Raw genomic sequence first — 20830 nt, 5'->3', positions numbered from 1 at the left:
CCAGCGCAACGCTCCTTAGTTCTTTACAGTCTCCTCGAGAGAGAAACGCCCCAGTGGATTTTGCTGGAAGTGTTCGATGTTCTTGCGCGAAATGTTGATGTACGGGCTGTAGTAAAGGTCGATCCAGTTGACGTCCTGTTTGGCTATCTTCTGCAAGTCGACATAGGCCTGTTCACGCTTGATCGGGTCTGCTTCTACCCGGGCAGCCGACACCAGATTCTTGACCTTGTCGTTCTTGTAGCGGGTCATGTAGTTCATGTTGGTATCGTGGCCCAGAACGAACGTGGTCTTCTGATCCGGGTCGAGGATGTCGTTGGTCCAGTACATCACGGACAGGTCGTAATCACCGTCGACCAGCATCTGCCAGCTCTGGGTCGGGTCGACCTTTTGCAGGGTCGCGGTCACACCGACGGCTGCCAGTTGCTGTTGAACCAGCACGGCAATCTGCTCATCAGCTTCGTTACCGGCGTTGACCACGTAGTTCAGCTTCATGCCCGCTGCGCCGGCATCGGTCAGCATCTGCTTGGCTTTGGCCGGGTCAAACGGACGCTTCAGGTTGTCTGCATAATGGTAAAGCGAGCCCTTGGGGATGTAGGAGTAAGCCTCCTGACCATGACCGAAGGTGACGGTATCGACCACCGACTTCTTGTTGATAGCCATGTCCAGTGCCTGACGTACTTCAGGCTTGGCCAGCAATCCGTGTTCATGGTTGATCAACAGGTGATCTTCCCGAGTGGAAGGGTCGGAGTGGATGGTCAGGTTGGGATCCTTGCGCAGCGCATCGACCCGCGAAAACGGTACGAAAATCGCTGAGTCCAGCTCGCCTGCCTGCACCTTGAGCATCCGGGTATTGTCGTCTGGAATGGAGATCCACTCCACGCCATCCAGGTTGACCTTGTCGGCCTGCCAGAAGTGCGGGTTCTTCTCCAGCTTCACGCGATCGCCACGCAGCCACTCTTTGACAAAAAATGCCCCTGACACCACAGGCTCCTGAGCATAGGCATCCTCGCCCATGCGGGTCATGGCCTTTTGCGAGAGAATCGACACGGTCGGCGAGGCCAGTTGCGAGAGGAACGGCACCGACGGGGTGGTCAGGGTGACCACCAGAGTCTGCGGATCGGCGGCTTTCGCCGTGTCGATCAGCTTGTAGGCATCGCTCCATAGCGAGGCCTTGTTATCGCGAATACGCAGCAGGCTGAACGCTGCATCATCGGCTGTAATCGGCGAGCCGTCGGAGAATTTCGCCGAGCGCAGTTTGAATGTGTAGGTCAGGCCGTCGTCGGAGACTTTCCAGCTTTCAGCCAGACCGGGCTCCATCTTGCTGCCGGCCTTGTTTACCCGGACCAGTGTGTCGTAGACATTGGAAAACACCCAGGTATCGCGGTTTTGCGCGCTCTTGATCGGGTCGAACGTGGTGCTTTCTTCACGGCAACCGATGGTGAGTACACCCGCCGCCTGAGCAATACCGCTGGCTAGAGTGCAAGCGGTCAACGTGGCCGCGGCGAGCAATTTCAAATGCCTGGATCTCATGGTCAAACTCCTTCTTGATGAGTGGGTTGTTTTTTAAAGCAGCGGCTCCTCGAGCACGCAGTCGTAACGGCGAGCTTCGAGTTGACGTGTAGGAGGCGCCACCTGGCTACAAGTGGGACGAACGTAGCGACAGCGCGGGTGAAAGGCGCATCCGGATGGCAGTTGCAAAGGGCTGGGCGGTTCACCGGGCAGAGGGTCGCTGGGTAGCGTCCGGGTTGGGTCGATTTCCGGAATCGACTGGATCAGTGCGGCGGTATAAGGATGCCGTGGGGAGCGGAATACTTCTTCCACCGGGCCTTCTTCGACGATCTTGCCCAGGTACATCACCGCCACCCGATCACAGAGCCGGCGAACGATCGCCAGATCGTGGGCGATGAACACAATCGCCAGATTCATGCGCTGGCGCAGCTCCAGCAGCAGGTTGATGATCTGCCCCTGGATGGACACGTCCAGCGCGGCCACGCATTCATCGGCGACGATCAGACGCGGTTCCACGGCCAGCGCCCGGGCGATCCCGACACGCTGGCACTGGCCACCACTCAAGGCACGCGGTTTGCGGTTGGCCAACTCGGGGCGCAGACCGACCAGGGTCAGCAACTCATCGACTCGTGCGGCAATCAGCGGTTCTGGCACCTTGCGTTGTACCCGGAGCACCTCCGCCAGGGTCTGGCCGATGCTCAGGCGTGGGTTGAGGGCCGCGTAAGGGTCCTGAAAAACCATCGCTGTCTCATGACGCAGCTTCTCGATGTCGATTTTTCCGGCGTGGGCCATGTCGACGCCATCGAACAACACCTGTCCGGCGAAAATCTCATTGAGGTGCAGGATCGCCCGACCCAGGCTGCTTTTACCGCTGCCCGACTCGCCGACCAGCCCGAGGGTTTCACCGGCCGCGAGGGTCAGCGAAACGCCATTGACCGCTGTCAGCCATTGCCGGTTCATGCCCAGCAGGCCAGTGCCAGGCGCGGCGAAGCGCACATGCAGATCCTTGACCTTGAGCAGCGTCATGAGCGGCCTCCGACGGCCAAGGGGTAATGGCAAGCGATGCGATGTTCGCAAGTAACGGCTTGCAGGTCCGGCATCAGTGACATGCATCGACTGCCGGTTTGCTGGCAGCGCGGATTGAAGCGACACCCATGGGGCAGGGCATCGAGCAGGGGCGGTTGTCCGGAAATGGTTTTGAGCAATGCGTGACCGTGACTGGTGGCTGGCTGACAGTCGATCAATCCAGCGGTGTAAGGATGGCGCGGATGGGCCAGTACCTCGTGTTTGTTGCCGTGCTCGCACAAGCGTCCGGCGTACATCACTGCAATCGAGTCGCAGGTTTGGGCAACGACGCCCAGGTCATGGGTGATCATGATGATCGACAGGCCACGCTGGTCGCGCAGATCGAGCAGCAGGCGCAGGATCTGCGCTTGCACCGTGACGTCGAGAGCGGTGGTCGGTTCGTCGGCGATCAGCACGTTCGGATTGCAACCCAAGGCCACGGCGATCATCGCCCGCTGACGCATGCCACCGGAAAATTCGTGAGGGTAACTGTCGACCCGCCGCTGCGGATCGGGAATGCCCACTTGCCGAAGCACGTCGATGGCCAGGGCGCGGGCTTCAGGCTTGCTGGCGCCCTGATGCAGACGAATACCTTCGCCAATCTGCTCGCCGATGCGCATCAACGGATCGAGATGGCTATTGGGGTTCTGGAAAATCATCCCCAATTGACGCCCACGCATGCGGCGCATGCCGGCTTCGTCCAGACGCAACAGATTTTCCCCGGCCAGCTGCACGGCTGTGCCTTCCACTCGTAGATTCGGCGACGGCAACAGCCTCATCAAACCGCGACAGGCCAGGGTTTTGCCGGAGCCGCTTTCACCCACCAACCCGAGGATTTCACCCTCGGCCAGGTCGAATGACAAGCGATCCACCAGCGTCACCTCGTGTTCGCCGTTACGGGCAATGACGCTCAGTTCCTCGACCTTCAGCACCGGCGTACTCATGAGTGTTCACCCAGGTGCTCGGCGACAGCGTCGGCCAGCAGGCTGAAGCCCATGGCCAGGGTGACGATCGCCAACCCCGGGAAGGTGCAGATCCACCAGGCGGAGGTGATGAAACTCTGGCCTTCGGCGACCATCGTGCCCCATTCGGCCGTCGGTGGTTGAACCCCGAGGCCGAGGTAGCTGACCGCCGCGCCGTTGAGCAGCACCAGCACCGCATCGGACATGGAAAACACGATCGAGCCGAACATCGCGTTCGGCAGCAAGTGACGAAACAGAATGCGCCCATGGCCGAAACCCAGGCTTTTGGCGGCCAGGGCAAAATCGCTTTCCTTGAGGATCAGGATCTGCGAGCGGATCAACCGTGCGTAGGACACCCAGCCCACCAGTGCCATGGCGATATAGAAACTCATCAGGCCGGGGCCGAGGATCGCCATGATCGCCAGCATCAACACCAGGAACGGGAAGGCCAGGATGATATCGATCAGGCGCATGCAGACGGTGTCGAAACGCCCGCCGATGTAGCCGGACAAAGCCCCGACACAGGTGCCGATCAAAAACGGGAAGATCACCCCGATGACCGCCAGCTGCAAGTCGACGCGGGCCGCCCAGATCACTCGAGACAATACGTCGCGGCCAAAATTGTCGGTCCCGAACGGGTGGGCCAGGCTGGGCCCCAGCAGGCGGATATCAGTGTTCTGGGCGATTGGATCGAAGGGCGCGATCCAGGGTGCGAAGATCGCCAGCAGCAGCCAGCCGAGCAGGATTGCCAACCCCAGGCCCATTGCCAAACGACGGTTGCGTAAACCGAAGCCGAGGTTCAGGCGGGGGGCAATCGTAGCCTGACTGCTCATCGGATGTTCACCCGGGGATCGATCGCTACCGTGACCACATCGGCGAGAAAATTCACTGCGACGGTGGCGCAGGCCAGCACCATCGCCACGCCCTGGACCACCATATAGTCACGGGTGAAGATGCCACGGACCAGTAACTGGCCGATTCCGGGAATGGCGAACAGGCTCTCGATGACCACCGTGCCGCTGATCAGCCAGCCGATGTTCACCGCCAGCAAGTTGACCGCGGGAACCAGCGAGTTGGGCAGCACGTGTCGACGAAACACCGCGTCTTCAGACAGGCCGCGAGCTCGGGCCGCCGTGACGTGGTCGGCTTGCAACTCCATCAGCATGCTCGCCCGCAGATTGCGCACCAACACTGCCGACAATGCCAGCGCAATGGTCAGGCAGGGCAGGAGCATGTGGTGCAGTTTGTCCGGCCAGCTGCGGCCGTAGCCGGAAACCGGGAACCAGCCCAGCTGCACGCTGAACAGCAGGATCAACATGATCCCCAGCCAGAACGCCGGCATGCCGAGGCCGGCGGTGGTGAACAGGCGGATCAGATTGTCGCCCCAGCCGCCCTTGTTACGGGCCGCAACGGTGGCCAGCGGTACGGCGATCAACAGCGCCAGCAGCACGCTGCCGAGCACCAGAAACAGCGTGGGCTCGATTCGTGTGCTGATCAGCTTCAAGGCGTCGATCTTGTACAGCAACGACTGGCCGAGATCGCCCTTGAACAGATTTTCAAGAAAGTAGAAATACTGCATCCACAGCGGCTGATCGAGGCCGAACTGAGCGCGAATCCTGATCAGCCCCTCCGGCGTACTGCGAGAGCCGAGCAGGGCACGTGCCGGATCGCCTGGAATCGAACGCACCAGCACAAACGTGATCAGGCTGATGCCGAACAGCACCGGCAGCAGTTGCAGAGGCCGTGACAGGATGAAACGGTAACGCGACAGATTCATCGACTAACCTCGGTGCCGCTGGAGGAAATCCAGCAACACCGGAAAGTAGGCATGAGGTTCTTCGTAGAACGGCATATGGCTGCTGTTGGGGAACACATGCAACTCGACATCCTTGAGCGCCATTTTCATGCGCATTGCACAGGCGGGCGTCAGTTCGTCGTGCTGGCCGGTGGTAATCAACACCGGCATCGTGAAATCGGCCATTTCCTGGAGCCGGTTCCAGTTTTTCAGGTTGCCGATGTAGAGAAACTCGTTTGGCCCCTGCATGGTCGTGTAGGGCCCCATGTTCCAGTCGCCCAGAGAGCGCGTGACGGGTGCCGGCCATTCGTCCAGGCGGCAGACGTGACGGTAGTTGAGGAGGGTAATAGCCGCTTGGTATTGCGGGTGATCGAGGGTGCCCATGGCTTCATGGCGTTGCATCATGGCCACGGTTTCGCTGCCCAGGGCGCCACGCAGACGCTCCAGTTCCTGAGACAGGTGCGGGATATCGCCTACGGTGTTTTCCAGAATCAGGGTTTTGATTGCGTGAGGGTGGTAAATGGCATATTCGATCGCCAGCCAGCCGCCCCAGGAGTGCCCCATCAAATGCACTCGGCCCAGGTCGAGGGCCTGACGGACGGTTTCCACCTCAGCGACATAACGGGTGATGTCCCAGAGGGACGGGTCTTCGGGTCTGTCAGACGCTCCAGTACCGAGCTGGTCGAAGGCGACAACTCGCAGCCCCTTGTCCTTGAGCCAGCCATGGGCGTCACGCAGATAATCGCAGGGAAGCCCCGGGCCGCCATTGAGGCACAGCAGGACTTCATCGCCCTCGCCAAAGCTGTAGACCACCAGATTGTGGCCGTCGACCTCGACGTTATATTGCTGATCCGGTTCGACTTCACGCCACATCGCAATACTCCCTTTATGATGCTGACCGGTTCGGATGCTGGCCAAATGGCTCAACCTTACTGAGTAAGTCATGAGCCCAAAAGCTAGTATTTGTTATAGGTTTCATCTGGCAGTCCCTCGCCGAGGCGTGGCATTCTACGTGCTGAATTTCAGGATTGAAATTGTTTAGGGAGCACAATGGATGCAGACCAAGCTATCAGACCTCAATCCCCGTCTGTTATCGGGCAAGAGCCTGGATGAGCAGATGGACAGCGCCTTGCTCTTGGCCAACGAGCTGGGCTTTGATGCCTTGGTGTACGACTACAGCCCGGTGCCGCTGGACCACGAAGGCAAGTTGATCACGCCCTCGGTGCTCAAGCTGCGCAACACTCCAGCCGATTGGCATACGCGTTGGTGTACCGAGGGTTACTACCAGATCGACCCTGTTCAGCAGGTGGCACTCAATTGCGTTTCACCCTTTGTCTGGTCCTACAAGCCCGGGACTGACACCCTGCTGGAGCCGGTCATCGGTCAGTCCCATGCACCTGTGGTGAGCTATCTGGAAGACTTGCAGATGACCTGTGGGGTATCGGTCCCGATTCATCTGCCCAGAGGCGGTTTTGCTTCCTTGACGGGGCTGCGTATCGGTAGCAGCGCCAGCGTCCTGCGCGATGCCCGGCAGACCCTGGCAGATTTCAGCCTGATTTCCCACGCCTTGCAGGAAGCGGCCTATCCGTTGCTGGGCAAGGAGGCTCATTCGCCTCCCATTCACCTGACCAAGCGTGAACGCGAGTGCCTTAAATGGGCGGCTGAGGGCCTGACCGGCGCAGAGATTGCCGACCAACTGAATCGCTCATTGGCCACTATCACCCTCCATCTGACCTCGGCCATGCATAAACTCGGTGCCAAGAACCGGGTCCAGGCCGTGGTTCGGGCCACCCACTATCGGTTGCTCGATAGCTGAAATAGGGCAAAAACCTATCTATTTCTCTAGTTATGTCGAAGGTCTGATCCCGCTATCGTGTGCCGTACGGTTTTTCAGGGAAGGCACGCAGAAATGGAATCTATCGGAATACGCGAAGGCTTCGCACCTTTTGGTCTTTATCAGACCTGGTATCGCGTCACGGGTCACTTCGACGGTAAGAGCACGCCACTGGTGATTCTGCATGGCGGTCCGGGCTGCACGCATGATTACGTCGACGCGTTCAAGGACATCGCCGCGAGTGGGTATCCAGTGGTTCATTACGATCAACTGGGTAACGGCCGCTCGACCCACCTACCGGAAAAAGACGCCTCATTCTGGAACGTAGCGCTGTTTCTCGAGGAGCTGGACAACCTGCTGGATCATCTGGAAATCAGCGACAATTACGCGCTCCTGGGGCAATCCTGGGGCGGCATGCTCGCCAGCGAACACGCCGTACGGCAACCTGCGGGGCTACGGGCCTTGATCGCCGCCAATTCCCCTTCGGACATGCGTGTCTGGGTTCAGGAGGCCAACCGTTTACGTAAGCTACTGCCCGCCGGCGTACATGAAACATTGCTGGAGCACGAACAGGCCGGGACTTTTCAAGCGGCTGCCTATCAGGAAGCTTCAAGGGTTTTTTACGACAACCATGTATGTCGCGTCATTCCCTGGCCCGATGAGGTGGCGCGTACTTTTGCCCAGGTCGATGCCGATCCCACCGTTTACCACGCCATGAGCGGGCCGACGGAGTTTCATGTGATAGGCAGCCTGAAAGACTGGACCATTGTCGACCGCTTGCAGCACATCAACGTACCGACGTTGGTGATTTCCGGTCGCTACGATGAAGCAACACCGACGGTGGTCAAACCCTATCTGGAGAAGGTCCCGAACGTGCGTTGGGCGTTGTTCGAGCACTCCAGCCATATGCCTCATGTCGAGGAGCGGGTCGGCTGCATAGGGACGGTGGTGAGGTTTCTGGATGAGTGCGTGAAGGGGGACGGCTGGCAAACACCTGTTGCCGCCGCCCGGCTCTGACTTGCCGTTACCGAGCGGGATTGGAACGTGTGCTGCCCCAATCCCGCCATTTCTATTTTTTGCCGCCCGACAATGATGGGGTTCGAGGAGGGATCAAACGCTTCGCCCCCGTCGACTCAAACGCCGAAGCCAGGCGAAGCAGCGTCGAATCGTCATAGGCACGCCCGGCAAAGGTCAGCCCGACGGGCATGCCGATGTCTGGCATGACGCCCATCGGCACAGTGACCGTGGGTACCCCCAGGTGGCGGATGGCGAGATTGCCGTTGGCGACCCAGATGCCGTTACTCCACGCGATATCCGCAGACTTCGGATCGACATCGGCATTCGCCGGCCCAACGTCGGCTACCGTCGGGAAGATCACCGCGTCGAGCCCCAACCGATCCATCCATTCCTCCAGATCGATTCGGCGCGTCCGTTCAAGGCCGCGTAGTCCGTCAGGCACCGTGGTGATCTGGTCCCAAGGGGTGATGCCGCGTTCGGCCATCCGCACATATTCGTCCATACCCGCGGCCAGTTCGCCCTCGCGATTGGGTAGAGTCCCCGGATCGTGCGGGAAAATCAGCGGCCCGTTCACGTCGACCAGGCGATTCAGTTTTGGATCGCCGTTGGCCCGCAGGAAATCGTCGAACGCCCAAGCCGTCAGATCCCACAATTCATGGTGAAGGAACTCTTTGGACACCAGGCCCCGGTTAAACACCGTCGGTGCACCAGGACGATCCCCCTCGCAATTGGAGACCAGCGGGAAGTCGACCTCGACCACTTCTGCACCGGCCGCTTCGAGTGCCTTGCGAGCCTCCTCCCATAGCCCGATCACTGAGGGGCGGGTGTTGATTCGCTGGCCCGTCGGCCCACCGATGCCAGGCGCATCGCTGGTGCCCGCATCGAGATCCGCATTGATGTACATGCGGGGAACGCCGAAGCGCTTTCCTGCGAGCGCATCGGTATTGGCGGCCAGCGACCCGTAGGAAGCGGGACGCACCGAAGCGACACTCGGAATGGGCACCCAGGGTTGCATCCGCCACAGATCACCCCGTGTGTCGGGATCATCCGCCACCACCACATCGAGCACCTCGAGCAGGTCCGCCATTGTCCTGGCATACGGCACGACAACGTCCATCGTCGGCGTCAACGGCCAGTTGCCGCGCACCGAGATCACCCCGCGCGAAGGCGTATAGGCGCACAGGCCATTGTTCGAGGCAGGCCCGCGACCGCTCGACCAGGTTTCTTCCGCCAGGCCGAATGCCGCGAAACTGGCGGCGGTTGCCGTACCGGCGCCGTTCGATGAGCCCGATGCGAAAGGGGCCGTGAGGTAGCCGGCGTTGTAGGGGCTTTCGGCACGGCCGTATACCCCGCGCTGCATGCCGCCGTTGGCCATCGGCGGCATATTGGTCTTGCCCAGGCAGATCGCGCCGGCGGCGCGAAGCCGTTCGATGGTGAACGCATCGCGATAAGCAATCAGGTTGGCGAAGGCGGGACTTCCAGAGGCAGCGGTCAGCCCCTTCACCAGATAACTGTCCTTGGCCGTATAGGGAATGCCATCGAGCGGCCCCAGCGTTTCGCCCCTGGCCCGACGGGCATCGGCCGCCTGCGCTTCCTTGATCGCATCGGGGTTGCGAACCACCACCGAGTTGAGGGCGGTGGGCGTGTCGGGTCCGTCGTAGGCATCGATCCGGGCGAGATAGGCCTGGACCAGCTCCACCGCCGTTGTCTGGCCCGATTCGAGCGCAGCACGCAGTTGGGCAATGGAAACCTCGGTGACTTCGATCATGCTGTTACCGCCGGCTGCTGATGGGGGGCGCGGTGAATGTTTCCATTACGCTGGATTTTGGGCTCAGAGACATCATTTCTCTCAAAATGGGGTTTCATATCGGTTCTCGTTGCACTGCATTACGCGACAGTATCGGAGAACCCATGGCCCTCTGTCATTCGCCGAACACTTCTGCGCTCTGAAACTGATGAGGCGGTTGACCGTAGAGAGAGCCTGGGAAACTGTCCTGTTCGGCCTGGCACGCCAGCCAGGTGCAGAACAGGTCCAGCTTCTTGTTGGGTTCCGGACTTCGCCTGGCAATATAGGCGTAGTGACTTTGGTGGAAACCGAACGGTGCCAGTAAACGGCCAAGTCGAATGTCGTCGGCCACCAGATGCCAAGGGGCGACACAAATTCCCAGGCCGGCAATTGCCGCCTCCAATGTGAAATAGTAGTGCTCAAACTCCGCACCGGCCGGCGCGGTAGCCTGATATCCAATCGCATCACTCCAGCTGGTCCAGGCATTCGGACGAGTCTTGGTATGGAGCAGCGGATGCAAGAAAATGGAATCTAATTCGGTGAGTTGGATTCGCGCGGATAACGCGGGTGATAACACGATGCCCAACCTTTCAGGAAACAGCAGGAGGGTATTCTTTTGACCCTCAACGGCCCCCTGCTCGGCAGTGATCATCACGTCATATCGGTCTCGGTCCGGATCGGTGGTGTGGACAAAGGAATTCAAGCGAATCTTGATATCAGGGTACTTCGCATTGAAATCGAAAAGACGGGGTATCAACCACTTGACCGTAAACGTGCTGAAGCAAGACACGTCCAGAATACCCGTCGCGGTATCTCTGATTCGGCCTACGGCGGCCTCGATCCGATCCAGCGCAGCCGTCAAATCCGGCAGGAGTTCTTTCCCGGCAGCGGTGAGCTGCGGTTTGTTTTTCGGCCCCTCGAACAGTTCCACCCCGAGACTCAGCTCTAGCTGGCGTACCTGGCGACTCACTGCTCCGGGCGTGACAGAAAGCTCATCGGCGGCAGACGTCATTTTGCCCAGCCGGGCAGCGGCCTCGAAAGAGCGGAGTGCATTCAATGGGGGGAGACGACGTTTCATCAAGTGACTTTAACTCAATTACTTCGGGCGCATAAATCGATTTCCAACCCCATCCCGGTTTTGGAAAATCCCCTCACTGTCCGCATGCCTGGTTACCTGTCCAGGGTTGTCGGGGTGGTAAGCGCCTATCCAAAATAAATTGAGAGAGTCTCACATGCCATTCGTTCGAACAGCCGTCATCAAAGGCACTGGCCCGCAGCAACGCCAGCGCATCGTCGACGGCATACACCAAGCGCTGGTGGATAGCATCGGTATGCCCCAGGATGAACTGTTCAATCTGGTGGTGGACTACGATCCGGAGCAATTTTTTTACAGCCGTACCTTTAATGGCGTCGCGCGTTCCGACCAGTTGATAGTGATTGAAATAACGATGCGTAGAGGTCGCAGCGATGCGATGAAGCGGGAGCTATACAAAAAAATTGCGGACAATCTTGGCGCTCAAGCACAGGTTCGCCCGCAAGACCTTTTCATCTTCATGCATGAAAACGACTATTCAGACTGGTCGGTGGGCTCGGGCAAGTTTGCAATGGAGTTAGTGCAACAGCTCGGTAATACCTCTGCCGTGTAAGTCAGCTAACGCAAGGCACCACTCCACCCGTTATGGTGGAGTGCTTCGAAACTGAGGAGGGGCTCGGTCATCGCGTCAGTCCTGCATGAATGATCTGGACCTGTCTGAGATAGCTGTTGCAGACGCTCTCCAGAAAAAACCAAAACCTGCAGACGCGAGCATCGTGAGCAATGAGCTGCTGAAAGCTTAGCCTACTGTTGCTGTGCGCAAGTTTCGGTGAGCGGAGCTTGATGAACCGAACTGGATAACGCGGGCTACTGACCCGCTTGACAGGGTGAAGTAAGCCATACCGATTTGTGTACCTTTGCGGCAGTTGAGGTAGATAACCGCCTGTTTGGGTGATCCCCTCGGCGCGCTGAACCGCATAGCCCTGCGCAACGACGCACCTGCACTCGCGCTTCGAGGCATCGCGATGGCGCAGCTGGGCGACCTTGTGCGAGCGAAGGCGCTGGTGCGCAGCGCAGCGCGGGCCTTTGGTCCGAAGGAGGCCATGGCCCGGGCACGGTGTGTCGTCGCCGAGGCCGAGATCGCGCTGGCCTCGCGTGACCTTGGCTGGCCGGCGAAATCGCTCGACGCCGCGCGGGAGATACTTCAGGCCCACGGCGATTGGGTCAACGCCGCCCATGCGCGCTATCTCGAGATTCGCCGCTTGCTGTTGATCGGGCATCTGGACCAGGCCGAGCAACGACTCGCCGGACTCGATCCGACGCCATTACCGCCTGCGTCGAGGGGCGGCCTACGAGCTGGTTCTGGCGGGCATCGCCATGCGTCGTCTGCAAACGAAAGCGGCGCGAGCTGCACTTGATCGGGCCGAGCGTGCCGCGCAACACGCGGGCATCCCGGCAATCACTGCCGAGGTCGAAAGCGCCTCGCGCATCCTCGACACGCCGGCGGCGCGGCTGATTGCCGATGGCCAGGAACGGCCGCTGCTATTCGATGAGATTGAAGCGCTATTGGCATCCCCCTCGCTGGTAGTGGACGCGTGCAGGTATGTTGTGCGCGACGGCGGCTCGTCGGTATCACTCACCCGGCGTCCGGTGTTGTTCGCGCTTGCCCGAGCGTTGGGTGAGGCATGGCCTGTCGACGTGCCGAGAGAAATGCTGATTGTGCGAGCCTTTCGAATGAAGCCCGTGGATGAATCCCATCGCGCACGGTTGCGCGTCGATCCGGCCACGGGCGAGGTCTTGGAGAGTGTGCAGATGTCGGCGGGCGTCGGGGTGTCGGGGCTTGAGTTCGATGGCCACGATCGGTTTTTCTGTGGCGGCGGCAACAGCGGGAAGGTGAGGGCGGTGCGCCGGCCTGAATGAAAGGCTGCGGCTATAAAACGGTGTTGTATCAAGACTCTTGCAGAAGCAGCGAGCGTGACTGCCACAGTTTGAGAAAGGCTTGGGGCCGCGCCGCAGCAAGGAGGGTCGGCAATCGCCTGTAGGGCCGGCCCCTGAAAACGCTGTGGAATATGAGTCCTTTCCGATACAACCATTACCCATTCTTTACACTGGTTCGGTGCTCAAAGCCCGGTAAACACTGTCTGAAAGGGCGAGAAAGGTTGTTTTTCTCGCCTAAACAGAGAGTGAAGTGATGATGTTGAACAAAGTTGTAAAAATGGCGGTGGTCGTCGCCTTGTTGTCGTCCCTGTCCGGCTGCTGGATGTTCTTCCCGCCGGGTGGTGGTGGTGGTGGTGGTGGTGGTGGTGGTGGTGGTGGTGGTGGTGGTGGTGGTTTTGGCCATCCTGGAGGTTTCGGTGGTGGTCCCGGTGGCGGCCCGCGCTGACCCGCCATCAACCCGCATTGCCCATCCTGTCAGAAGGTGAACGCTTGTGCCGACCGTGACGGACGCTGAGTCATTTCAGTCTCCAGCAGATGCTCAACCAGCACGTCATTCAAAAAGCGGAATTGATCGTTGAGCCCGACCACTTCGTTACTGAAGTGGTTGGTCGCTGCCGGCATCAGCAAAGTCTCGAAGTGCTTGTCGAATACCAATGCGAGCGCTTTGCGAGAAACGACCTGCTGCGAATAGTAGTTGCTGCCGAACACCGGAAAGCTGAACGCGAGGCTGACGGAATAAATCATGATGTCGACTCCTCGGTTTGACCGCTATCCAGCACGAAGCGGGAAAACAGGGTCAGGGTCACGGCCGTCAGGGCCAGGCAAGTCAGGAGATGGATCAACATGGTGTGCCCCTCCGATGCGGGGTGTGAGTGGCGATGGGTTGATCCTGCGCCTGACGGTTTTTTTGCGGAAGGCATTCGCGGCGATGGTGAATATCGACGTGGATGATGGTGGCAACAGAAATCGGGATTCTGGTGATCCATTGTGGCGAGGGAGCTTGCTCCCGCTCGGCTGCGAAGCAGTCGCAAAACGGACTGTTGCGATCCATCTGAATCACCGCGGTGGCAGGTTTTGGGGGCGCTACGCGCCCCAGCGGGAGCAAGCTCCCTCGCCACAGGTGCGATGTTTGCCTTCGAGCCTGCAATGAAATTTTTGAGGGCGCCATCACTCTTCCTGACGGACGGGGCCCGTCCCCGACCTATACTCAAATCAGTACGTTATTGAGCGCCGAACACTCCGTCCGACGCAGACTGTAGGACTCCGCGATCTTGAACCTGCGTTCGCTGATCGTCGCTGTGTTGGTGGTACTGGCGGGATGCGTCACGTCTGCGCGTGCCCCGGTAGCCGTGGTGCCGGTGATAGTTTCCCAGAGCACCTGGCAGCAGGTGGACCAGGAAATTGTCGCGGCTTCGCAGCAGGCCACCGAACAGGCCAGGGTCTACGCCCGTGGGTCCATGGAGCACTGGCGCACGCGGGTTCACGAACAGACCGAAGAAGTCTTCATTCCGTGGTTCAGCAGCTACTGGACCCAGGAATGGCTATCGTTGAAGGTCAGCTGGTACGCCATCAGCGCCGGGGGCGAACAGGATGCCTCGGCCAAACGCCTGGCGGCCTATCTGTTGGAACAATATCACCAGAAAGTGCTGGAACCGGTGGCGGTGGAGATCGATCCCGACGAGATCCTCGGGCAGGCGACGGCGTTTTACGTGCAGCAGCTCGGCCAGCAACTTCAGGTCATCTCCCTGCGTCATGGCGTGCCGATGGCGCAGCTCAACGCGCGTGTCCAGAAAATTCCGGCGATTGCGTTGGGCCCGCCGCCTGCCCGTGACGCTTCGCTGTATCAGGTGGTGCACAGCGAGCCGCTGAGTACGCTGCCGGCCTACGCGGCGCTGATCGACAAGATCCACACGGCAGGCGGCGAGAAGGGCATTGCCTCGACGGACGCCGGCATGGCGCCAGTGGCCAAGCGCGCCAGCCAACGAATGGAAGCCGAAATGGCCCCGCGCGGCGCGGCCAGTGCAGTGGCGGCCGCGGCGGGGAAACTGGCCGGGGCGCTGATTTCCGTGGGGGTGGCGGGGGTGCGCGCGATTATTCAGGCCAACGACCGGCCCGATAGCGAGGCGCTGATCCGCAGTAGTCTGGGTGATTCATTCGACAAGGCGTGGTTGAAGCTGGTGCAAAACCCCACCACTGGCGTCATGGCCGGAACGCTGTACATGGCCGGGAAAATCGAGGGCAGCCTGGCCCAGCCTGTCGCACAGCCCGTCGAACCATCGGTCGGCCTGGGTGCGGGATCTGTCGATTGGAGCCACGCCGAATCGACTACCCAGCAGATCAACCCATAACCCGAGGAGAACGATCATGGCTTACGTTGATGGCTTCGTCGCGGCAGTACCCAAAGCCAACCGCGAAAAATTCAAGCAACACGCGGAGTCCGCCGCCGCGATTTTCAAGGAAAGCGGCGCACTCAGCCTCGCCGAATGCTGGGGCGACGACGTGCCCGATGGCAAAGTGACCTCGTTTCCCATGGCGGTAAAACTCAAGGAAGACGAAACCGTGGTGTTTTCCTGGATCGTCTGGCCGGACAAGGCCACCCGTGATGCCGGCATGGCGAAATTCATGAGCGATCCGCGGATGCAGCCGGACGTCAATCCGATGCCGTTCGACGGCCAGCGGGCGATTTTTGGCGGTTTCGATATGCTCGTCAAAGTCTGAAGACGCCGCAGGATCACTCAGGCGTCGGGGTGGTCCTGCAGCTTTTGCGGTTGCGAATCTCGCTGTCCGACGGCCGCTCCTTGATGAACTCGAAGCGCGGCTCGCCTTCGTTGTAATGAACCAGCCAGCCCCATTCCAGCTCGGACTCATCCTGGCCGGGCTTCGGTGGTACGGCCCACCATGGCTCTTTGCTGATGACCTGACGCATGGTGCCCTCCCGTCGATTCGGTTGCTTCAACTATAACGCGCATGCCGGCAGCTGCCAGAAATGCGCTTGCTGGCGTGGTATCCCTTTGTAAAATCAAAGGGTCCCCGAGCCTTGAGGTGCCAGACATGAGCGATGAAACCCGTGAGCCGTTCAAGCGGCTGTTCTTCGCCTTGAACTGCGCCCCCGAACAACGCCGGGCCATCGCCCAATGGCGCAGCGCGCTGGGGCTGAATGTCGGGCGCCCGGTGCCAGCGGAAAACTTTCATCTGACCCTTCTGTTTCTCGGTGCGGTGGGTATGGCGCAGATAGCGGGTATCTGCAAGGCCGCCGCCAATGTCCGCACGTCTGGCGTGCCGTTGACGGTGATGCTTGATCGACTGGACGTCTGGCGTCGGTCCGGGGTTTTGTTGCTGGCGCCCGCGCAGGCAGCACCGGAGTTGCTGCGGTTGGTGTATGCGCTGGAGCAAGCGATGTTGCCGTTCGGTTTTGAAGACAGCCGCCGGGAATTTCGCCCGCATTTGACCCTGATGCGCGACTACCGGGCGCCGGTTCCTGAATCCGCTACGCCGCCAGAGTTTTTTCTGCGTGCTGATCGTTTCACGCTGTTCGAATCCCATAAAGGCCGGTATCGGGCGCTGGCCGAATGGCCGCTGGTTTCTTCATAGGCCCACAAAAAAAGCGCCCGAAACTCAGCTTGACCGTGCAGCGGTGGGTCAGTCACTGTTGATGTTGAATGTGATGGCCTCTTCGCGAGCAAGCCCGCTCCCACAGTTTCAACACCATTACCCGTGCCAACGCCGTTTTATCCAGCCGTTTATCGAACCTGCTGAGCAACACCAACAAACGTGATTTAATACCCGCCTTCCACGGTTCCTGGACGGGAAACGGCGTGATCCGCGGCCACCAGCCGCCCGCCACCCACCCCCCATTACCCCTTAAGTCGTTCTCACATAAGGCTGTCATGGACACGGGCTCACGACTCAAATTAGTACGCGAAAGCTACAAGCTGTCCCAGCGCGAGCTGGCCCGGCGTAGCGGCGTCACCAATGCCACCATCTCCCTGATCGAACAGAATCGCGTCAGTCCCTCCGTCAGCTCCCTCAAAAAACTGCTCGAAGGCATACCCATGTCTTTGGCAGACTTCTTCACCTTCGACCAACCGCCTCGCGAGCATCAATACGTGTTCCGCGCTAATGAACAGCCGGATCTGGGGCGTCATGGGTTGCGGCTGTTGTTGATCGGGGCTTCGGTGCCGAGTCGGCAGATGCGGCTTTTGCGCGAGCAGTACGCGCCTGGGGCCAGCTCTGGTGAAGAGCCGATCGTGCATGCGGAAGGGGAGGAGTGCGGGCTCGTAACCCGTGGCACTGTTGAACTGACGGTGGATGGGCAGATCAGTGTGTTGAATGCCGGGGATGGGTATTACTTTCCGACGACGCTGCCGCATCGGTTTCGCAATATTGGGGCGGATGAGGCGGAGATTATCAGCGCGAATACGCCGGCTAACTTCTGATATCTGAAATAGACGTAAACCTGTAGCAGCCTTCGGAGTTGCTACAGGAATTCTTAAAAGTAAATGGATTTTACTTCATGACCGCACAACGCATTCGCCCCCCCTCGCACTCTGCGTCTTCCGTCACGATGGAAAGATACTGGTCAACGAAGCTTACGATCCCATCAAAAAACAGGTAGGCGAAAAGAGGGTGGATCTATTTAATTAGAAAATAGACCTGTCATCTTTTCTTCGACACGTTCTGAGTGGGGGTGGGCCAAACTGCGACGCCCCTCATGTGTATCGATGACGACATGATAAGTGCCATCCCTGCTGGCCACGTTCGGCAGTAATTAACGATAATGATGTACACAAACAAGGAGAGGTTATATGAGTAAATTTGGTATTGGCGCTGCTTTAGCAGTGGTTGCTTTGCTTGCGGGGGGCTACATTTTGTACGGCTCGATCCATCAACCGCTGGTCGAAGATGTAGATGTCAGTCTTTTGGGTGAGGGTAAATACTACGTATTTGAACGAAAGCTGGGGCCTGAGAAGTACTCGGGGCACTTATATGTTAAAGAGCAAGGCACATCGGAATCAGGTGAAAAGCCGGAGCTTAAAACTTATCAGTTCGAAGGTTTCTACACAGATGCAGGTTTTAAAGGACCTGTCACGCTTAATCGCTATGTGGTTTTTAATGTGACAAAAGGTGAGTGCGAAGGGTGGAAGTTCCCGCTTTACGAGGGTTCGAACGGTGCAAAAGTCCAGTTGGGCTTTTCGTTAGAACCACCTTGCACTGACAAAATAAAAGATTCAGATCACCTGACTTTTATTCAGTAATTATGCAGTTTGGTGGGTGTGAGGAGCGGGTTTTCGCACTCGTGTAAATCAGTGAATGTGTGGTGAGTGAAGTGAGGGGCGGATCAGTTTGTACGGATCTGCCACCTCTTCATTATGCTTTGTTATGTCTATGGCTGTATGCTGAGGAGCCGTAAATGTGGTGGGATGTAGTAGTAATATCGGTAAAAGTGATAGTTTCCATATGGTTGATTTCATACCTTCTTCGCCCCTTTCTTCCTCATTGGTATAACAATGTTGCTGAAGTAATCGGTTATAGGTTGCTTGGTGCAATCCTTGTTGTTCCTGCTTTTACCAAGCGTGCCTGGATAGTTTCGTCATCCATAATGTATTATTTGGGAATGTTTTCAATATTGGGGCTGCTTATTGCAGGTGCATTCCTTTTTGGATATACATTGTTGCTCGAGCTGGGTGTGAGCTTTCCGGAACTTTGGCCCTGCTACTTTATATTAGGCAAGGTTGCTCAGAATAAAACAGCTTGGGCTGGAGCCACCACGGTCATTGCTACAACAGTCGCGATCGGCCATATGTGGAATCTCAGAATAAACTCAACAAAGTTTTATGAGGAAATGAAAAAATTTGCGAGGGAGGAGCGTGAGGCTAAAGAATCGCGGCGCCAAGAGCAAAAGAACAGATCACTTTTCTAAGATTAAAAACGAAAAAAGGTGACAGATCTATTTGATAAATAGACCTGCCACCTTTTCTTTCACTATCAAGCTGACACGCATCAAACCACTCCGCCGATGGAGTCCCCATGGGTTGACCACAACACCGCACAATGCCCCTGCGACTTGAAGCGCCCCACCAGCCCGTTCAGTTCATTCGAGAGGTGCGACAGCCGGCCTGAGTCTTCTTGCGCGGAGTTGGCCAGGCTTTCGACTAGCCGCGCCTCGTCGTAGATCTGGTGGATATGCCGATTGATCAGTAAAACCGGGTGTTGCGGTGTGTCTGAGGAAAATGGCTAGCAGGGTTTGGGGCTGCTTCGCGGCCCAACGGGAGCAAGCTCCCTCGCCACAAACGGTTGTTTCCTACATATTTTGCAGACTTCAAAATCCTGGCCGAGCCTTCATCGAATGATCAGGCGCGGGATTTTCGCGGATGAGGATGCTTGCTTCCGTTCAGCGTCGCCGCCGTCGTAGACTGAAAGCCAACGAGAAACCAAGGAAGGAACACGCCCATGATCGAAATCGGCAGCCGCAACAACGCCCCCACGCCGCAGCACAAAATCCAGGACATCTACCTCTTCCACATCGACCTTTCCCGGCCGGACACGCCTTTTTGTTTCGAACAGTCCATCGGTGGCGGTCATTGCGAGCAGGGTGGGGCAGCGTGGTTGGCGGCGTCGCAGCTTGAGGCCTGGCCGGGTGAGTGGCGTCTGCATTTGCAGAAGTCCGGTTGTGGTTGGGTCGCTGAGTTGGTGGATGGTCATCCGGGTGTCGATCAGGCGATGGTGGTGTCGATGATTCTCGAACGCCACGTCGAGGGTGCCAAGTCTGTGGGGCGGTGGAAGGCGATTGCCGGATGGTTCAAACGCAACATTCATTTCACTGGCCGTTACGGCGTTTAACCCGAGGAGAATCCCATGAGCCAGACACTGGAACGCGCCATTGCCATCGCCGCCGCAGCGCATGAGGGACAGGTGGACAAGGGCGGCGCGCCTTACATCCTGCATCCGCTGAAGGTCATGCTGCGGGTGAACACGCTGGAAGAGCGCATCGTCGCGGTGTTGCATGATGTAGTCGAGGACTGCGGCATCAGCCTCGACGATCTGCGCAAGGAAGGCTTCAGCGAAGCGGTGCTGACGGCGATTGCGTCGGTGACCAAGGTGCCGGGCGAGTCCTACGAAGCGTTCGTCGAGCGCGCGGCGCAGAACCCGATCGGGCGGATGGTGAAGCTGGCGGATCTGGAAGAGAACAGCGACTTGTCGCGGATTGCCCAACCGTCCTGGGAGGATCTGGAGCGCGTTGAGAAGTATCGGCGGGCGATGGGGGTGTTGCGTTCGTAGTGAGTGCCGATCACTCCGGGATTTGCCGACGTCAGGATCAAAAGATCGCAGCCTTCGGCAGCTCCTACGCCGCCATCGCTGCCAATGCTACGGGGTGTGTTTGGCCAGGGTCGCCTTAAGCGCCTCGGTGACAAGAGCAATCAGAATGGGTTCGGAGGTCGACTGCATCACTGCACCAATTTCCGATTGCTGTTCTTTCACTTTGCTCGCGTATTTTGAAGCGTGGCCTTCAGCGGCGAGTGATGCCAACTCTGTTCGAGAGAATGACTTCTCATAGGCCCGCGCAAGGTTCTCGTCCCATTCAGGCTGATACTTGGGCAGCAATGCATTGATTTCGTCGGACACGGCATTGCGTGCCTTTGTGCTTCCCAGCTTTGAAGCGATCGTCACGTAGGTGACTGTTCTCTGCGCGGCCGACAGTGCAAGGGTGGAGAGGTTGCCGCCTATATGTGCCTTGGCAATGAGTGTGCGGGCCTCATCAAGCGCGGGTGTTTCAGCAGACACGGTATTGGACAGCGCGAATAACACGGTCAATGCGATGGCGGCAGCAGGCATCCTTTTCACAATTTTCTTCCATGGGAGGACCTTGACAACCCTAGTCGAGGAAACATGA

At 58.6% G+C, this 20830-nt stretch carries 23 protein-coding genes and 2 pseudogenes; 14 read left to right on the top strand and 11 right to left on the bottom strand.

The features are described from left to right. Positions 1-15: 15 nt before the first annotated feature. The 6 genes from QMK51_RS16665 to QMK51_RS16640 are packed head-to-tail and all read right to left on the bottom strand — an operon-like array spanning position 16 to position 6204. Complete coding sequence (locus QMK51_RS16665) at positions 16-1530, bottom strand: ABC transporter substrate-binding protein (RefSeq protein ID WP_320390954.1); 1515 nt, start codon at positions 1528-1530, stop codon at positions 16-18. A 33-nt stretch (positions 1531-1563) separates the two neighbouring features. Continuing rightward, complete coding sequence (locus QMK51_RS16660) at positions 1564-2535, bottom strand: ABC transporter ATP-binding protein (protein WP_258696241.1); 972 nt, start codon at positions 2533-2535, stop codon at positions 1564-1566. Beyond that, positions 2532-3518, bottom strand: coding sequence for an ABC transporter ATP-binding protein (locus tag QMK51_RS16655; RefSeq protein ID WP_320390953.1), 987 nt, complete (start codon positions 3516-3518; stop codon positions 2532-2534). The genes QMK51_RS16660 and QMK51_RS16655 overlap by 4 nt, the downstream gene beginning before the upstream one ends. Further along, entirely contained in the window at positions 3515-4369 is an 855-nt protein-coding gene (locus tag QMK51_RS16650; RefSeq protein ID WP_320390952.1) for an ABC transporter permease, read from the bottom strand. The genes QMK51_RS16655 and QMK51_RS16650 overlap by 4 nt, the downstream gene beginning before the upstream one ends. Beyond that, on the bottom strand, positions 4366-5313 hold the full coding sequence (locus QMK51_RS16645) for an ABC transporter permease (RefSeq protein WP_320390951.1): 948 nt from the start codon (positions 5311-5313) through the stop codon (positions 4366-4368). The genes QMK51_RS16650 and QMK51_RS16645 overlap by 4 nt, the downstream gene beginning before the upstream one ends. Positions 5314-5316: 3 nt before the next feature. Beyond that, positions 5317-6204, bottom strand: a complete 888-nt coding sequence (locus QMK51_RS16640) for a proline iminopeptidase-family hydrolase (RefSeq protein ID WP_320390950.1) — start codon at positions 6202-6204, stop codon at positions 5317-5319. Between the two features lie 181 nt (positions 6205-6385). Between QMK51_RS16640 and QMK51_RS16635 the strand changes: the two genes are divergently transcribed. Next, positions 6386-7147, top strand: coding sequence for a LuxR family transcriptional regulator (locus QMK51_RS16635; protein ID WP_320390949.1), 762 nt, complete (start codon positions 6386-6388; stop codon positions 7145-7147). A 93-nt stretch (positions 7148-7240) separates the two neighbouring features. Next, positions 7241-8182, top strand: coding sequence for a proline iminopeptidase-family hydrolase (locus QMK51_RS16630; protein WP_258696235.1), 942 nt, complete (start codon positions 7241-7243; stop codon positions 8180-8182). 52 nt (positions 8183-8234) lie between these two features. Here QMK51_RS16630 and QMK51_RS16625 read toward each other — a convergent pair whose 3' ends face one another. Then, positions 8235-9950, bottom strand: coding sequence for an amidase (locus tag QMK51_RS16625; protein ID WP_320390948.1), 1716 nt, complete (start codon positions 9948-9950; stop codon positions 8235-8237). A gap of 154 nt (positions 9951-10104) precedes the next feature. Beyond that, a complete protein-coding gene (locus tag QMK51_RS16620) occupies positions 10105-11046 on the bottom strand; it encodes a LysR substrate-binding domain-containing protein (RefSeq protein ID WP_320390947.1) in 942 nt (313 codons plus the stop codon). Between the two features lie 154 nt (positions 11047-11200). Between QMK51_RS16620 and QMK51_RS16615 the strand changes: the two genes are divergently transcribed. From QMK51_RS16615 to QMK51_RS16600, 4 genes and pseudogenes are all read left to right on the top strand, one after another. Beyond that, positions 11201-11614, top strand: a complete 414-nt coding sequence (locus QMK51_RS16615; RefSeq protein WP_320390946.1) for a tautomerase family protein — start codon at positions 11201-11203, stop codon at positions 11612-11614. A gap of 412 nt (positions 11615-12026) precedes the next feature. After that, positions 12027-12780 (top strand): annotated as a pseudogene (locus QMK51_RS16610) (helix-turn-helix domain-containing protein); the annotation flags it as partial. Then, positions 12772-12921: pseudogene (locus QMK51_RS16605) on the top strand (glutamine cyclotransferase); the annotation flags it as partial. The pseudogenes QMK51_RS16610 and QMK51_RS16605, both read left to right, overlap by 9 nt. Before the next feature lie 271 nt (positions 12922-13192). Continuing rightward, positions 13193-13384 carry a hypothetical protein gene (locus QMK51_RS16600; protein ID WP_320390945.1) on the top strand — a complete coding sequence of 64 codons (192 nt, stop codon included), beginning with the start codon at positions 13193-13195 and terminating at the stop codon, positions 13382-13384. A gap of 29 nt (positions 13385-13413) precedes the next feature. Here QMK51_RS16600 and QMK51_RS16595 read toward each other — a convergent pair whose 3' ends face one another. Then, the gene (locus tag QMK51_RS16595; RefSeq protein WP_258696228.1) at positions 13414-13683 is read right to left on the bottom strand and encodes a hypothetical protein; all 270 of its coding nucleotides are present in this window, start codon (positions 13681-13683) and stop codon (positions 13414-13416) included. 527 nt (positions 13684-14210) lie between these two features. Here QMK51_RS16595 and QMK51_RS16590 point away from each other — a divergent pair. Both QMK51_RS16590 and QMK51_RS16585 read left to right on the top strand, forming a co-directional pair. Next, on the top strand, positions 14211-15287 hold the full coding sequence (locus QMK51_RS16590) for a hypothetical protein (protein ID WP_320390944.1): 1077 nt from the start codon (positions 14211-14213) through the stop codon (positions 15285-15287). Between the two features lie 16 nt (positions 15288-15303). Further along, positions 15304-15657 carry a DUF1428 domain-containing protein gene (locus tag QMK51_RS16585; RefSeq protein WP_320390943.1) on the top strand — a complete coding sequence of 118 codons (354 nt, stop codon included), beginning with the start codon at positions 15304-15306 and terminating at the stop codon, positions 15655-15657. 13 nt (positions 15658-15670) lie between these two features. Here QMK51_RS16585 and QMK51_RS16580 read toward each other — a convergent pair whose 3' ends face one another. Then, positions 15671-15865 carry a hypothetical protein gene (locus QMK51_RS16580; protein ID WP_007938782.1) on the bottom strand — a complete coding sequence of 65 codons (195 nt, stop codon included), beginning with the start codon at positions 15863-15865 and terminating at the stop codon, positions 15671-15673. A 125-nt stretch (positions 15866-15990) separates the two neighbouring features. Between QMK51_RS16580 and thpR the strand changes: the two genes are divergently transcribed. The 6 genes from thpR to QMK51_RS16550 all read left to right on the top strand — a co-directional run bounded on the left by thpR (position 15991) and on the right by QMK51_RS16550 (position 20217). Further along, complete coding sequence (gene thpR, locus QMK51_RS16575; protein WP_258696225.1) at positions 15991-16530, top strand: RNA 2',3'-cyclic phosphodiesterase; 540 nt, start codon at positions 15991-15993, stop codon at positions 16528-16530. A gap of 296 nt (positions 16531-16826) precedes the next feature. Beyond that, the gene (locus QMK51_RS16570) at positions 16827-17375 is read left to right on the top strand and encodes a cupin domain-containing protein (protein ID WP_008011722.1); all 549 of its coding nucleotides are present in this window, start codon (positions 16827-16829) and stop codon (positions 17373-17375) included. A gap of 369 nt (positions 17376-17744) precedes the next feature. Then, positions 17745-18194 carry a hypothetical protein gene (locus QMK51_RS16565; RefSeq protein WP_320390942.1) on the top strand — a complete coding sequence of 150 codons (450 nt, stop codon included), beginning with the start codon at positions 17745-17747 and terminating at the stop codon, positions 18192-18194. A 155-nt stretch (positions 18195-18349) separates the two neighbouring features. Continuing rightward, complete coding sequence (locus tag QMK51_RS16560; protein ID WP_320390941.1) at positions 18350-18859, top strand: hypothetical protein; 510 nt, start codon at positions 18350-18352, stop codon at positions 18857-18859. Positions 18860-19389: 530 nt separating this feature from the next. Next, the gene (locus tag QMK51_RS16555) at positions 19390-19779 is read left to right on the top strand and encodes a hypothetical protein (protein WP_320390940.1); all 390 of its coding nucleotides are present in this window, start codon (positions 19390-19392) and stop codon (positions 19777-19779) included. A 15-nt stretch (positions 19780-19794) separates the two neighbouring features. Then, the gene (locus tag QMK51_RS16550) at positions 19795-20217 is read left to right on the top strand and encodes an HD domain-containing protein (RefSeq protein WP_258696211.1); all 423 of its coding nucleotides are present in this window, start codon (positions 19795-19797) and stop codon (positions 20215-20217) included. An 87-nt stretch (positions 20218-20304) separates the two neighbouring features. Here QMK51_RS16550 and QMK51_RS16545 read toward each other — a convergent pair whose 3' ends face one another. Continuing rightward, positions 20305-20772 (bottom strand): hypothetical protein, encoded by a 468-nt coding sequence (locus QMK51_RS16545; RefSeq protein WP_258696210.1) that lies wholly within the window; start codon positions 20770-20772, stop codon positions 20305-20307. Positions 20773-20830 lie beyond the last annotated feature (58 nt).

The sequence above is a fragment of the Pseudomonas sp. P9_31 genome (assembly GCF_034008235.1).
Lineage (GTDB): Bacteria > Pseudomonadota > Gammaproteobacteria > Pseudomonadales > Pseudomonadaceae > Aquipseudomonas.
Note: the sequence above shows the minus strand (reverse complement) of the source record. Positions and strands in the feature narration are given on the sequence as shown.

What these genes read in the sequence shown, in the direction of transcription:
- QMK51_RS16665 (WP_320390954.1), bottom strand. Translation starts at nt 1,530, where the DNA reads ATGAGATCCAGGCATTTGAAATTGCTCGCCGCGGCCACGTTGACCGCT.
- QMK51_RS16660 (WP_258696241.1), bottom strand. Translation starts at nt 2,535, where the DNA reads ATGACGCTGCTCAAGGTCAAGGATCTGCATGTGCGCTTCGCCGCGCCT.
- QMK51_RS16655 (WP_320390953.1), bottom strand. Translation starts at nt 3,518, where the DNA reads ATGAGTACGCCGGTGCTGAAGGTCGAGGAACTGAGCGTCATTGCCCGT.
- QMK51_RS16650 (WP_320390952.1), bottom strand. Translation starts at nt 4,369, where the DNA reads ATGAGCAGTCAGGCTACGATTGCCCCCCGCCTGAACCTCGGCTTCGGT.
- QMK51_RS16645 (WP_320390951.1), bottom strand. Translation starts at nt 5,313, where the DNA reads ATGAATCTGTCGCGTTACCGTTTCATCCTGTCACGGCCTCTGCAACTG.
- QMK51_RS16640 (WP_320390950.1), bottom strand. Translation starts at nt 6,204, where the DNA reads ATGTGGCGTGAAGTCGAACCGGATCAGCAATATAACGTCGAGGTCGAC.
- QMK51_RS16635 (WP_320390949.1), top strand. Translation starts at nt 6,386, where the DNA reads ATGCAGACCAAGCTATCAGACCTCAATCCCCGTCTGTTATCGGGCAAG.
- QMK51_RS16630 (WP_258696235.1), top strand. Translation starts at nt 7,241, where the DNA reads ATGGAATCTATCGGAATACGCGAAGGCTTCGCACCTTTTGGTCTTTAT.
- QMK51_RS16625 (WP_320390948.1), bottom strand. Translation starts at nt 9,950, where the DNA reads ATGATCGAAGTCACCGAGGTTTCCATTGCCCAACTGCGTGCTGCGCTC.
- QMK51_RS16620 (WP_320390947.1), bottom strand. Translation starts at nt 11,046, where the DNA reads ATGAAACGTCGTCTCCCCCCATTGAATGCACTCCGCTCTTTCGAGGCC.
- QMK51_RS16615 (WP_320390946.1), top strand. Translation starts at nt 11,201, where the DNA reads ATGCCATTCGTTCGAACAGCCGTCATCAAAGGCACTGGCCCGCAGCAA.
- QMK51_RS16600 (WP_320390945.1), top strand. Translation starts at nt 13,193, where the DNA reads ATGATGTTGAACAAAGTTGTAAAAATGGCGGTGGTCGTCGCCTTGTTG.
- QMK51_RS16595 (WP_258696228.1), bottom strand. Translation starts at nt 13,683, where the DNA reads ATGATTTATTCCGTCAGCCTCGCGTTCAGCTTTCCGGTGTTCGGCAGC.
- QMK51_RS16585 (WP_320390943.1), top strand. Translation starts at nt 15,304, where the DNA reads ATGGCTTACGTTGATGGCTTCGTCGCGGCAGTACCCAAAGCCAACCGC.
- QMK51_RS16580 (WP_007938782.1), bottom strand. Translation starts at nt 15,865, where the DNA reads ATGCGTCAGGTCATCAGCAAAGAGCCATGGTGGGCCGTACCACCGAAG.
- thpR (WP_258696225.1), top strand. Translation starts at nt 15,991, where the DNA reads ATGAGCGATGAAACCCGTGAGCCGTTCAAGCGGCTGTTCTTCGCCTTG.
- QMK51_RS16570 (WP_008011722.1), top strand. Translation starts at nt 16,827, where the DNA reads ATGGACACGGGCTCACGACTCAAATTAGTACGCGAAAGCTACAAGCTG.
- QMK51_RS16565 (WP_320390942.1), top strand. Translation starts at nt 17,745, where the DNA reads ATGAGTAAATTTGGTATTGGCGCTGCTTTAGCAGTGGTTGCTTTGCTT.
- QMK51_RS16560 (WP_320390941.1), top strand. Translation starts at nt 18,350, where the DNA reads ATGTGGTGGGATGTAGTAGTAATATCGGTAAAAGTGATAGTTTCCATA.
- QMK51_RS16555 (WP_320390940.1), top strand. Translation starts at nt 19,390, where the DNA reads ATGATCGAAATCGGCAGCCGCAACAACGCCCCCACGCCGCAGCACAAA.
- QMK51_RS16550 (WP_258696211.1), top strand. Translation starts at nt 19,795, where the DNA reads ATGAGCCAGACACTGGAACGCGCCATTGCCATCGCCGCCGCAGCGCAT.
- QMK51_RS16545 (WP_258696210.1), bottom strand. Translation starts at nt 20,772, where the DNA reads ATGCCTGCTGCCGCCATCGCATTGACCGTGTTATTCGCGCTGTCCAAT.